Annotated in this window: 5 protein-coding genes; 4 read left to right on the top strand and 1 reads right to left on the bottom strand. The window is 51.2% G+C overall.

Annotation, left to right across the window (positions count from 1 at the left end):
• The first annotated feature begins 1,139 nt into the window (after window positions 1–1,139).
• Window positions 1,140–2,576 carry an IS5 family transposase gene (locus ACFWUL_RS08290; protein WP_416176801.1) on the top strand — a complete coding sequence of 479 codons (1,437 nt, stop codon included), beginning with the start codon at window positions 1,140–1,142 and terminating at the stop codon, window positions 2,574–2,576.
• Window positions 2,577–2,769: 193 nt separating this feature from the next.
• The gene (locus ACFWUL_RS08285; protein ID WP_416176963.1) at window positions 2,770–6,813 is read left to right on the top strand and encodes an autotransporter outer membrane beta-barrel domain-containing protein; all 4,044 of its coding nucleotides are present in this window, start codon (window positions 2,770–2,772) and stop codon (window positions 6,811–6,813) included.
• Window positions 6,814–7,192: 379 nt separating this feature from the next.
• On the opposite strand, the gene ACFWUL_RS08280 is transcribed toward ACFWUL_RS08285, so the two are convergent.
• Window positions 7,193–8,515 (bottom strand): IS4 family transposase, encoded by a 1,323-nt coding sequence (locus tag ACFWUL_RS08280; RefSeq protein WP_416176962.1) that lies wholly within the window; start codon window positions 8,513–8,515, stop codon window positions 7,193–7,195.
• Window positions 8,516–8,912: 397 nt separating this feature from the next.
• On the opposite strand from ACFWUL_RS08280, the gene ACFWUL_RS08275 reads away from it, so the two are divergent.
• Together ACFWUL_RS08275 and ACFWUL_RS08270 are read left to right on the top strand one after the other, a co-directional pair.
• Window positions 8,913–10,148 carry an efflux RND transporter periplasmic adaptor subunit gene (locus tag ACFWUL_RS08275; protein ID WP_416176961.1) on the top strand — a complete coding sequence of 412 codons (1,236 nt, stop codon included), beginning with the start codon at window positions 8,913–8,915 and terminating at the stop codon, window positions 10,146–10,148.
• Window positions 10,145–13,255: an efflux RND transporter permease subunit gene (locus ACFWUL_RS08270; RefSeq protein ID WP_416176960.1), complete on the top strand. Its 3,111-nt coding sequence runs from the start codon at window positions 10,145–10,147 to the stop codon at window positions 13,253–13,255. The genes ACFWUL_RS08275 and ACFWUL_RS08270 overlap by 4 nt, the downstream gene beginning before the upstream one ends.
• The last annotated feature ends 273 nt before the right edge of the window (window positions 13,256–13,528 follow it).

The raw sequence follows: 13,528 nt of genomic DNA, 5'->3' as shown, positions 1-13,528 counted from the left end.
TCATTGGACGAATTCTTGCAATCTACGGACCCTGGGCCTTCTTGGTGTGTTTTTGTTCTTATGGCTGGCCATGCGTGTGAACGGCTGGGGCCTTGAGCCTTGAGCTGAACCGTTCCGCGGCTTTACTGCAAAGGTGACGGCGCACAAATTGTATAGCGCCGCCAATTGTATATATCCCTAAGAATGCAGGCCCTTAGAGAAGGGCCGCGCCAAAGGCGCAGGATGGATGCGGCGAAGCCGCAGCAGGGGCCCCGATGACTCTGCACAGATAACGAGAAAATGACACAGCATGAGGCTCTCTTCCCAGAAGAGAGCTGTCCACCGGACTGAGAGATGGCGATGGGATCTGCGCACAAACCGTTTAAATCAATAATGAGACAATCCATCAGAATCCCTCTGTCTGCTAGCGCAGACATCCCCCTTTGGAAAAGGGGGACTACCCCTTAGCCTGCGGCGCATCTATCAGCTAACCTCCGTCGCCTACGGCGCCACCGCCGGGCCCCAAAAGGAAGGTGCTTTTATGTGCAGTATAAGCACCAACTTGGGTCCGGAAGGTGGCGGCGCACACATTGTATGGCGCCGTCAATTTTATATATCCCTAAGAACGCAGGCCCTTAGAGAAGGGCCGCGCCAAAGGCGCAGGATGGATGCAGCAAAGCTGCAGCAGGGGTTCTGGCGACTCTGTCCCTGAAACGTGAAAATGACACAGCAGGAGGCTCTCTTTCCGGAAGAGAGCTGCCCACGTGAGCGCAGGTCCTGCAGGGAACCTGGGCCTTTGAAAAAGGGAGACTACCTGTTAGCAGCTGGAAGCCCCCGCATGATTACATGTCATTCAGCCACATGCCGCCGCTGCGAAGCGGCTGATCTGCCCACGGCTAAGGAATCAATGCTCCCATACGTCCAAACGCTCCTTAGCCCCACCTGCAGGCCGCCTTATAGGTCTCCTATGAGGCAATTAGCTTATATATTGTATATAATGATTATTCCATATAATAAAAAATGTTTATATAGTGGGTGTTAAAAAACTAAAATAGCCTATTTCCTACAATGAATGCTGATTATTATACATGATAATGTTATAATAAGTGCATAGGTATTTGACACACTAGGCAATTATCTTTGCATTTGGGAGCACAATTATGTATAAAATAACACCTGCAATTCGTGAAACTTCCCTTTTCGGATTCTATCAGGCCTCCGGCATTCAGCTTGATCCTGAAAACCAGTGGGTCAAACTGGCGGATAGCCTGGATTGGAAACGGTATGAAAAACTGTATGCCGCTTTATTTCCATCCCACACAGGCCGCCCAGGCATTCCATTTCGCATTGCATTTGGCGCCTACATCATCCAGAAGTACACGGGAGCATCGGATCGCAAGGTCTGCCAGCTGATTACTGAAAACCCATATTATCAGTACTTTCTGGGACTTGAGGAGTTTCAGCATAAGTGTCCCTTCAGTTTCCCAGCTCTGGTCTCTTTCCGCAAGCGCTTCACTGCAGAATTTATCATGAAGATCAACGAGATGTTTCTGGAAAGCGCAGCTCCCACCGCTCAACACAAGAATGACCAGACTGTACCGGGCCCCAATGCAGATGCTTCCATTAACTTCGGGACATTGATTGCTGATGCGACCTGTTCCCCCTCAAACATACGGTATCCACAGGATTTTTCACTCCTGAACGAAGCGAGGGAAAAACTTGAAGAGATGATTGACTATTTCCATGAGACCTATCATCCTTGGCAGAAGCCCAGAACATACCGTAGAATAGCTCGTAAAGACTATCTCCGGATAGCCAAGGCGAAGAGGCGTCCAGCTAAAGCAATGCGAATGCAAATACGGCGCGAGCTGGGAAACATTGAACGGGATCTTCGATACATTCAGGCTTATCTCGACGCTGGCTTTGAAATGCCAGAGAAGTACCTGACCATGTACGAGACCATCAAAGAGCTTTATGAACAGCAGAAGTACATGTATGACAACAAGGTGCACCGCGTCGATCATCGTATTGTGAGTCTGAGTCAGCCTTATCTCCGTCCCATTGTGCGTGGTAAAACAAAGGCTCCTGTTGAATTTGGGGCCAAATATGACATCAGCATCGATGAGAAAGGCCATGCCCGCATGGAAAAGATATCCTTTGATCCGTATAACGAAGGCGGGTTCCTTATTGATGCTATCGAGCGGTACAAGGCTCGCACAGGCAGGTATCCTGAGAGGGTGCTTGCTGACCAGATTTACCGAACCAGATCCAACAGGAAGTACTGCGAAGAACACGGAATACGTCTGTCAGGCCCAAAGCTTGGCAGACCGCCAAAAAACAAGCCTAAAACAACCAAGGCCGAATACAAAGATAATGTCGATAGGATCGAAGTTGAGCGGGTGTTTAGCCTTGACAAGCACTGCTATGGAGCCGGGCTCATCATGACTAAGCTCTCGGAGACGACGCTGTCTTCCATTAGCATGTCTGTTTTCGTTGGGAACCTGTTCAGTGTCCCAGTTGGGTCGTTTTTTTTACTCTATTTCGCAGATTGCGGTCCGGAAGCTGGCTCCCAACACTACATGGAGCTTATTGACTAGGCTGCGAAGGGGCTAAACTGGCAAGGTGACCGGATTTTTGCTCCGGTGGTGGTGCAAATGCTATTTTGAAAAAAGTAGGTTAATAAACAGCCACTATATAATAGTATAATAGAAACAGATACTTTTTAATCACAGGACCTGGCGAGTGGAGTACGCCGGCTCTGGTGGGATTTTGCTTACGGGGGCAGATTCTATGAAGCATTCAAAGAAAATGATGGTACGGGCAGGACTGGCAGCGGCAGTCCTCTTTTCATTGTCCGGAGTTTTTTCCGGACCTGTGGAGGCAGCAGAAAAAATCTATGACGGCATTAGCCGATGGGGTGCGACGGAAGCCACAGAAGGGGATCCCATTACGGTGAATGAACTCAATGGCTGGGGAGGAGAAGCGGGTCCTGTTCATCTGACCGTCGGCACCCAAAACACGGAAAATGTGACAGTTCATAATTATACTGCCGGTGAAGGCAGTACGACGGAAGTGCATGGCCAGAATATTTCCTTTGGTGGGGAATACGGTGATAAACAGATTGGTGGATTTTGGGTAGATACAGGTACAATCACTATTGGTGATGATGATACAAAGAACATTTCCCTGACGAATCTGGGTGGTCAAAAAGGCGCCCGGATAACCATCAACGGCGGGAGTGAGTCTCTCCATTTAGGAAATATTAACGCCGGACAAACGATAATTCATGCTGGTGGGGCCAATACGGGCAAAGTGACTGTAGATTCTATCGGCATGTGGGGAAACTATCACGATGATGATCAAAAGGTGTATGGTGCCGATGTGATTATTGACGGCACGCAGGGAATCACTGTCAATAAAGCTATTTCTGCCACTTCGAACAGCAAACTCCAGCTCGGTACAGAAAATAACAGGGGTGACGTACAGATTGGCAGCAACCTTAATTGGAACAATAAGCCGTACTCTGTGTCTGCCAATAGCTCTACGGTTGCTATCATGGCAGGAGGTAAAATCAGTGCGGCCGGTGATGTTACCGCTGTGAATGGCAATAGCGCTGTCACAATGCAGGGGGCTGGTATCGATATTGATTGTCGCATCCAAGCAACGGGCAGCCACTATGATAATGAAAAAGCACCACAGGTTTCCCTGGCTGCGGAAGACAGCAATGGTAAAAGAGGCAATGTCAATGTCCAGGGACTGGATGTTGACAACCAGGGCAACATGACTGTCAAGGGAGATACTGTCACTATTGATGACAGTGAAAGTAAAGCAGAGTGGAAGCCTGATTATTCCATTAGCTCAACCAATGGCTCTACGGTTTCTATCGACAGCAATACTATTACTATGAATAAGGGCGTTGCTTTCCAGGGTGGCGGAGAAATGAATCTGAAGGCGGAAAAGAAAGTCATCATTGGGACGTCTTCAGATTGGAATAAACGATCACTCAACATGACAGGCGGGAAGCTCTATGTGGGCGGCAAAGAGGCGGAAACCACGTTAAATGGTTCTGTTTCCATGATTGCTGAATATGGAAAAGAATCCTCTGCGACGATTGATGGTGATAAAATTACCATTAATGCGACAATTACACCGGATAAATTCCAAAATGGAAGTGATCGAAATCAGTCCCTGGCAATCTATGACCAGAACACAGACTTGACCATTGGTAATGATGGTACAAGCAGCACCGTAATCAATGGCAATCTTGAATTTAGCGGTAATAAAGCAGTCATTTACGGCAATGAAATCACGATCCATGGTTTGCGCGGCAAAGAGGAATGGTCCCATCCAGCTGCGATTAAGACGGATCAACCGGTGCAGATGAGCATCGGTCAGGCTGGTACGCAGCAGACGAACATCGTCGGTTATCTTGATTTCATGCCGGAGAATGACTATAAAAACGTTCAGGGAAATGAAATTGCTATCGCGGGGCAGAATGTAATTCTTGATAATGCTGGCTATGATGTCATGTATGCCGGTAACAGTAAGGATGTCCGCATTGGCAGTGACTTTGCAGGCAATACGAGCGAAAATACAGTGCTTAAGGGTACAGTGAAGGTCAGCGGACTGACGAAGGATGGCCATTTTGGCATTCATGGCAAACATATCGTCTTATCCGACGGAGCACCGGAGCAGGATAACGATACTATGGATATTGAAAGAGATGTGACTGATTCTCATGATGCCTTTATTGCTTTGAATGGCGGGGACCATCCCTTTACCATCGGCGATGAAGATTCGAATGTCAGCATCGACGGTCGTGTATTGAGCCTGTCCGGTGATATCGATGTGAACGGCAGGAATATCCATATTTTTGAAGGGACAAACAAAAACCAGTACGTAGTCCTGACTCATACGAACCGTATCAATCTTGGCGATGATACCACGGAAAATCTGGAATTAGACGGAGGTTTCTGTGCCCAGGGGTATGCGAAAGGTGAAAACGGCAGTGCCCTTAAAGGCAAGAATATCGTCATAGATGCGGCAGACGGCCACAATGCTTTGATGAGCCTGAGCCAGAAAGTTGCGGTTGGCGGCGAAGCGACAAATTATCTCGGCGTCAATGGCGAGGTTTTCTCACATAGCGGTGCTGCACCGATTTCCCTGCAGGGCAAGAATGTCGTCATCACGGGCAAAGGCGAGGACGAAGCCCTGCTCTATACCACCGGCGGCCAGCTGGATGTGGATGGTGACATGATTGCCATTGACGGTACACAGTCGAAATATGCGGCGGAAGTCAATGGCGGGTCCATGACGATTGGCCATGACGGTACCCACGGGATGATCAAGGGTGATTTGGAAAATTACGGCAGCATGAAGATTTTCCTGAATAGTGCGGATTCTGTAATGGATGGCAATATTGAAGATTGGGCTCTCGAACATCCGGAAGGCGGAGAAATGGGCGGCGTAGTCCTGAATCTGAAAAACGGTGCGCAGTGGCAGTTTGACGGCAATCCGACGGTGAATACCCTTAATGCGGTGAATGGCAGTATCCGTTTTGATCCGGCATCGACGAATCAGAAGCTGACGACTCATCTCTTTAACGGTGACGGTGGAACGGTGGTCATCAACAGCACCGGCAACAGCCACAACAACGACCGGCTTTACGTCATTGGCAGCCATACGGGCCGGACGGCGCTTGAGCTCCATTCTGTAAACAATGGCCAATGGACCGACGGGGCCCTGGGCACTATTCTGGCCAGCGTCGGAGACGAAAAGGGCAGCTTCTATGTGCCGGACCGTGAAGACCGGCTCTTCTTCCACAAGACTTCCCTTGGCACCTATGAAACAAGCAGGGGAGATACTGTGACACCCCGGTACAATACGGACTGGTACCTGAAAGGATTCAGTAAGTCTGAGACCGATGACGATGGGCACCACACCCATGTGGTCCAGGACCTTGTGGGCATCCGGGGCATCAATTACCAGATCTGGCGGGACGAAAACGATACCCTCTTCCAGCGGCTGGGCGACCTTCACAGCAATGACGGCCCCCATGCCGAGGGACTCTGGGCCCGGGTAAAGGGAACCGAGGATGAAAGGCATGACGGAGAATTCTCCTACAGCACCCGGTTCCACGAATACCAGGTGGGCTATGATTTCCTGCGGGGAAAAAATGAAGGCGGCCGCCATTACCAGGGCATCGGCCTGGCCTACACGAAGGGCACCGGTTACTATGCCCGCAGCAAATCCGATGTGACAGGCATGAGCGTAGGTCTCTACGATACCCGGGTAAAGACCGATGGCCAGTACTGGGATTTCGTAGTGAAAGGAACCCATTTGGAAGATAAACTTCGGGGCATCTATGACGGGACCCACGTGGATAACAACGGCTTCACCGCCGGCGTGGAATATGGGTACAAGAGATCCTTCAGGAGCGGCTGGTTCCTGGAACCCCAGGCCCAGTTCACAGCCGGCTGGCTGGACGGGGCGGAAGTGACCCTCTCCAATGGCGTCCGGTATGAAGAAAACAGCATCCGCAGTGCCGTAGGCCGCATGGGCTTCCGGGCAGGCTACGAAGGAGAACGGGGCGAACTCTTCGCCAAGGCCAACTGGTTCCATGAATTCGGAGGAAACAGCATCCTCCACCTCTCCGACGACGAAGGAAGCCTTACGCTACACGAAGACTACAGCGACAGCTGGTTCGAATACGGCGTGGGCTTCACCATCCCCCTCTCCGGCGCCGGCCAGTTCTACGCAGACGCCGAGAAGAGCAACACCGGCACTTACCACAAGAAATGGGGCTGGAACGTGGGTATCCGGTGGATGTTCTAAAAGGATAGAGTTGAGGCCTCGCGCATAATAGTGGCTGGTGTTTCAACTCAAGCACATTTTGGATAACGACTCCTGCCACAATTGGTACAGGAGTTGATGAGTGTGTTAGATACCAAATGAATAGAGCTGCTAAATGCGTGCCCCCTTAGAGAAGCAATGCTATTAAGTTAAGAGAAAAACGAGCAAAATATGTCTTTTAGGGATGCAATATTATTGTGAACTTGCCATAAATTCTCCATTTTTGCTTTGCCTAAACAACCATTTTTACATCAGTTATTTTTACAAGTTAGATTTTTGCATACGAAAAGAACCGAAAATTGCGGATTTTTTTCGGATTTATCCGTGATAATAGCTTGGGTATCTTAGTTGACAATATTCCTTAGAATCCGGTAGGTTTTCCCTCGAAGGCATGGACCTTCTTTTCAATTCTTCCACGGTCGTAATGCCTGTTGTGAATGATAGCTACTTTGTAGGCCTCGAGTCGCTTAGTCAAATTGAAAGAATTCGCCTGCTCTTCCGTACAGAATAAATAGTGCAGGCAGGGCAGGACTCCTGCTTTGAAATTAACCTTGTACCGGTACTTGTGGTGTGCATCAATTTCCTGAATAGGAATATGGTTTATGATGGCTGCAACACAGTTATACAACGTAAGTGCCGCATACAGTTCCATTTCCTGATAGAGCAGGAACTTGGAGTGAAATACGATGGCTCCTACTCCATATTTCAAATGGCGGAAAGCTGTTTCAACCTGCCAGCGCTTTCTGTAAATACATCCAATCTCCGAGGCAGAAAATGACCGGATATCCAGGTTGGTAAGGTAATACTGGACATCCCCACTTGGCGAAACCGAGGACACGATGCGGATTCTCAGCATCATATCTGTCTCAGGCCGGAACTTTTCACTGGATTCCTTATGATAGATTCCTTTGGCACTGCGCCTTACATGGACAGTGATTGTTATTTCTTTGTTGGTGATGCCATCCGGGAGATTAAGCCCTTTGGCTGAAAGAATGCCTGCACTCGGACCTTTTGCCCGGATGACGTATCCAAAACCCATTTGAGTAAGCAGACACAGGACCTGATAGCCTTCATAACCACGGTCACTGATGATGACCGTATCCTCGGGTTTATAGATAGGATGCTCTTGGGACAGTATTTGGGCCAGCTCCAGAAGTTCGCGCTGCTCATTGCATGACAGCTTTGGTTTAGTCGTAATTGCCAGATAGAGATGGTTTAGAACGTCATAAAAAGCATTTACATGATCCATATGGTACTGTGGCCTCCCAAATGGACTGCAGTCATCTGGAACAGGTAACACTGGAGTAGGCATGGGCGAATCTGAGCCATCGCAGGCGATAAGGAATTTGCCATGGTATCTCTTAAGCTCAAGTAACCGGTGCAGGTCCTTGAGGACATTCCTGAAAATGGTGGTAAAAACTTCCGTCGTGAGTTTCTGCCGCTGCTGAATGAACGCAGAAGGAGTTGAGTCACCAAATTCATCCATCTCAATGAAATTCTTGAAAAGGATATCTGGCAAGGTGCCGGTCTGCATCTTATACATAACTAAAAGAATACGTGCAATAGGCCATTTCCGTACCCGGGTAAAAAATCTGGGGTTAATCCCATACAACTTGGGATTGTCAATAACATGTTGAACGTGGCTCCTAAAAATTTTTCTGACTTGCTTTTCAAAATTGATCATAACGAATCCTCCTTGTTAACAATTGGGGTGGTTCCCTTACTAACAGGCGGAGCCTCAAATTTTTGAGGATTTGTCAAGCCTTTTTTTGATGTTTTTATATTTTTTTGTAAACCTAAGCTTTTTTTAGACACAAAAAAAGCACACGTCGTTATAACGTATGCTTGTGTAAAACGCTTAACTTAATAGCATTGCCCCTTCGGGGGAAGTCCCGCGAAGCGGGCAAGGGGGTGTATTTCTGCGGCGAAGCTGCGAAACATCAACTCTCAAATCTTTCTTTATCTTTCCTTAAACAGTGGGAAATCTTTTCTTATGGCTCCTGCTTTACCATGGGTGCAGTGTATAATAGAAATTAAGGATAAAAGCGTAATTTAACATCCTTTTACATGCGGAGGGTCCTATGGTGAAAGAGCATCTTCATTCTACGAAGTGGAAAACCATACTTTGGATTGTCATACTTATTCTCCTTTTTGCGGGGATTTATTTTTATACCCATCGGGATTCTACGGCGGGCAAGAAGTACAATTCCCGGCCCGGGGTGACGGTGGAGACCATGGAGCGTAAGGACATGATGAAGCGGGTGGTGCTGTCCGGTGAGACGGTGCCGAAGGCTTCCGTGGATATTTCGCCCAAGTATGCAGGCCGCATTGCGTCCATCAATGTGGATCTCGGTGACCATGTGGAAGCGGGGGACGTGCTCCTTTCCCAGGATACGAAGGATATTTCCCTGTCCCTCAGCGCAAGCCGGGCAGGGAGCGCGCAGGCGGTGGCGGACGCGGTGGAAAGCCGGTCTTCCTACGATGCAGGCACCCTGAAGGCCCAGAGCGACTATGACAATGCCCTCACTACCTATGAGCGGTACGAGACACTCTTCGGCGAAGGAGCGGTATCCCGGCAGGAACGGGATGACAAGTACCGGGCCATGATGGAGGCAAAGGCGGCATTGGAAACTCTTACAGGCCAGGATGTGGGCGGCGTTCCGGCTATGATTGCCAGTAAGGAGGCGGCTGCGGAAAAAGCAAGGTATACGGCAGACTCCCTGGCAGCCCAGAAAGAGGATATGACCATTGTTTCTCCCATTTCCGGCACCATCGGTTACCGGGATGCGGAAGCCGGGGAATGGGCCAGCGCCGGGCAGAAGCTTTTGACCGTGGTAGATAACAGTTCCCTTTACATGGACTGCGCCGTGGCGGAGCAGGATATCGGGGTGCTCCAGGAAGGCATGGTGGTATCGGTGTCCATCGATTCTTTAGGGGAAGAGGCAGCAGGTACCATTTCCTACATCAGCCCGTCCCTGGATGCAGCATCCCATTCCTACAAGGTCCGTATCGTCCTGGCACCGGATATCGCGGGCCTTCGGGGCGGCATGTTCGGCCGGAGCGAAGTGACGGCGGTGGAAAGGAAGAATGCCCTTTTCCTTCCTAAGGAAGGGGTCCTTGAAAATAATGGCAAGAAATACGCCTTCCTGGTGGATGGAAACCATAAGGTGAAGAAGGTGGAGGTCACCACGGGCCTCTACAACGATGATTCCATCGAAATCCTGAAAGGCATTTCCGCCGGCGACCAGGTGGCGGTGACCAATGTTTCGAAGCTGAAAGACGGTATGACCGTGGATATCGAGGGAGGCAGTGTATGAACCGGTTCAATATGACCCGCTACGCCGTCACACATCCCATCGGCATCGTGATGATTGTCCTCTTCTTCGTGACTCTGGGGCTTTACAGCTATTACCGGATCGGCGTGGAGCTCTATCCGAAGATCAACACGCCCTACGTGGTGGTGAGTGTCTCCTACAGCGGCGCCGACGCGGAGTCCGTGGAGCAGCAGATCACAAAGCCCGTGGAAGATGCCCTGTCTTCCGTGTCCAATGTGAAGCATGTCACGTCGAAATCAAAGACCGGCCGGTCCCAGGTGACGCTGGAGCTGAACTTCGATGCCGACGTGGATGCGGCGGCGGTGGATGCCTCCCAGAAGGTGAATGCCATCCGAAAGAGCCTGCCCGACGATGCGGATGACCCGGTGGTGGAAAAGCGGGATATGGATGCGTCGCCGATCATGGATATCGCCCTTGTTTCTTCCCATCCGCTGGATGAAATGTATTCCCTGGCCAATGATTCCCTCATCAACGATTTCACCAAGGCCGACGGCGTGTCGGATGTGGAACTTTCCGGCGGCCGGGATAAGGAAATCGCGGTGAAGGTGGACCGGGACCGGCTCGCCTACTACGGCATTTCCATGAATGACATCATTTCCTCCCTGAAGCGGGAAAACAAGCTGGCCCCCTCCGGCTCTTCCTACACCGACCGCAGGCAGACCCAGATCCGCCTGGACGGCCAGTATGCTACGGTGGCGGATATCAAGCAGATCCATCTCACCGCATCCAATGGGGAGTCTATCCCCATTACGGCCCTGGGAGACGTGGTGCGGGAGGATAAGAAAGTATCCCGGTATGCCCGCATCAATGGACAGGACGGCATCGGTATTTCCATTTACAAAAATTCCAATGCCAACCTGGTGTCCACGGCGGATAACGTGATGCAGGTACTGGACCAGCTCCGGAAGGAGTATCCGGATTACCAGTTCATCGTGGTCAACGACTCTGCGGACTACGTGCGGACGGCCCTCCACAATACCCTGGGCACCCTTATCGAAGGCCTCTTCACCACGGGACTGGTGCTGTTCCTCTTCCTTCGGGGCTGGCGGTCCGCAGCGGCTGTGATGATTGCCATTCCTACGTCCCTCATTGCTTCCTTCTTTGCCATGTACATGGCAGGCTTCACCTTCAACATGATGTCCCTCATGGGTATGACCCTCTGTATCGGCATCCTGGTGGATGACTCCATCGTGGTACTGGAAAATATCCACCGCCACCTGGCTATGGGGGAAAATCCCATGGAGGCGGCGGTGAACGGGCGGATGGAAATCGGCATGGCAGCCATTGCCATCACCCTCTGCGATGTGGTGGTGTACCTGCCTATCGCCTTCATGACCAGCATGACCGGCCAGTTCTTCCGGCAGTTCGGTCTCACCATCGTCTTTGCCTCCCTGTTCTCCCTGTTTATTTCCTTTACTTTGACACCTATGCTGGCATCCCGGTTCTTCAGGAACGGCCTGCCCCAGAGCCACAGCCGCCTCTTTGCGGCCATGGACCGGGTGGAAGAAGGGACGCAGCGGCTTTATGGAAGAGCCCTTCACTGGAGTTTTGAAAACAAGAAGAAACTTTTCGGCGGCGTAGCTTTGTCCCTGGCAGTCTTTATCGCCATGGTGCCCCTTGGCATCATTGGCCGGGAATACATGCCGAGAACCGATGAAAGCGGTTTCAACGTGCAGATCAAGCTGCCCACCGACGCCAGCGTGGAGCGCACCGACAAGGTGACCACACAGCTGGAAGGATACCTTTCCAATGTGCCGGAAGTGACGAATTACATGGCCATGGTGGGCGGCGGCAGCGGCGTGAATTCCGGTCGTATCCGGGTGTCCCTTCAAAACAGGCAGGACCGGAGCCGTTCCATCTGGGATATTACCGATGAAATGAGAGCCTGGATTGCGCAGAATATCAAAGACGGCGATGTCCGCATCAAGGAAGACCAGGCCTCCGTATCCGGTACGTCCGGCGGCGGTCTTGGCCAGGGGGGCGGCGCCTTCCGCCTCGAGCTCCGGGGTAACAATATGCAGGACCTGATCACTGCCTCTGAAATGGCCCAGGACCTCATCAAAAACGGGAATTACGGGGTCACCGATATCAGCTCCACCTATCAGGAAGGGCTGCCGGAACTGTCCATCATCCCGGACCGGGAAAAGATGAAATTCTACGGCGTCACCGTAGGAAGCCTCTACGATACCCTGTCTTCCGCCATCAGCGGCAGCAGCGCCGGCGTCCTCCCCAATGATGTCAAAAACAACGGCAACGATACGGATATCAATGTCTATTTCCGGGGCGGCGAATACTATAAGAAATCGGACCTGGCAGCGGTGCCCATTGAAACAAAAAACGGCATTGTCCATATTTCCGACGTGGCCACCGTCAAAGATGACGTGGGGCCCATCACCATCAACCGCACCGATAAGCAGCGGTCCATCATCATCGGCGGCAACCCCGGAAGCCGGCCCCTGAACCAGGTCATCACGGAAGTGACCAATGACCTGAACAATGCAGGCCTCCCAAAGTCCGTAAGCTTCCGGTTCTCCGGCCAGGCGGACAGCATGAATGAAAGTTTCACGGAACTCCTGGCGGCCCTCCTCATGGGCATGGTGCTGGTGTACATGATCCTTTCCGTACTCTACGAGTCCGTGAAGACATCCTTCATCCGCATGTTCTCCCTGCCCTTTGGCCTCATCGGCTCCCTGTTTTTCCTGTTCCTCATGAACGACAGCCTCAATATTTATTCCATGATCGGCATCATCGTCATGGACGGCGTGGTGGCCAAGAACGGCACCCTCCTTCTGGACTACACCCTCACCCTCATGCATCGGGATGGCATGAAGCCGAAGGAAGCGGTCATCGAAGCAGGAAAGACGAGGCTCCGGCCGATCCTCATGACCACATTCACCATGATCGTAGGCATGATCCCCACGGCCCTGGCCGTGACGGCGGGCTCGGAAACCAGAAGCTCCATGGCCTGGGTCATCATCGGCGGCCTTCTCACGTCCACGGTTTTCACGCTCCTCGTACTCCCCATGATTTTCCTCTTCTTCGAAGACCACTCCATGGTACGGTGGATACGGAAGAAAGTGGGAGCGTGAAACGGACTATTGCGGTTTGACGAGCTGTTGAGGGGGCTGATGGATAGAGTCATTCGTGCGGGGGCTTCTAGCTACTAGCGGCTAGCAACTAGGAAAGCTCTACAGCCTACGGCACGAATGACTGGCGAAAATACCGGATGGGAAGCGCCGCAGGCTGGCCAGCTTTCCTAGCAGCTAGAAGCTAAAAGCTAGCAGCCCCGTGTGAGTGACTCTACACGCAAGCATACTAACCGCCAAACCCAACAGCTCGCAATACTGAAATATCGCGGCGGA

This window comes from Dialister sp. (genome assembly GCF_047832375.1).
GTDB lineage: Bacteria > Bacillota > Negativicutes > Veillonellales > Dialisteraceae > Dialister.
Note: the sequence above shows the minus strand (reverse complement) of the source record. Positions and strands in the feature narration are given on the sequence as shown.

Bases quoted from the DNA above. Each gene is read 5' to 3' on its own strand.
- ACFWUL_RS08280 (WP_416176962.1), bottom strand. From the start codon at position 8,515: ATGATCAATTTTGAAAAGCAAGTCAGAAAAATTTTTAGGAGCCACGTT.
- ACFWUL_RS08270 (WP_416176960.1), top strand. From the start codon at position 10,145: ATGAACCGGTTCAATATGACCCGCTACGCCGTCACACATCCCATCGGC.
- ACFWUL_RS08285 (WP_416176963.1), top strand. From the start codon at position 2,770: ATGAAGCATTCAAAGAAAATGATGGTACGGGCAGGACTGGCAGCGGCA.
- ACFWUL_RS08275 (WP_416176961.1), top strand. From the start codon at position 8,913: ATGGTGAAAGAGCATCTTCATTCTACGAAGTGGAAAACCATACTTTGG.
- ACFWUL_RS08290 (WP_416176801.1), top strand. From the start codon at position 1,140: ATGTATAAAATAACACCTGCAATTCGTGAAACTTCCCTTTTCGGATTC.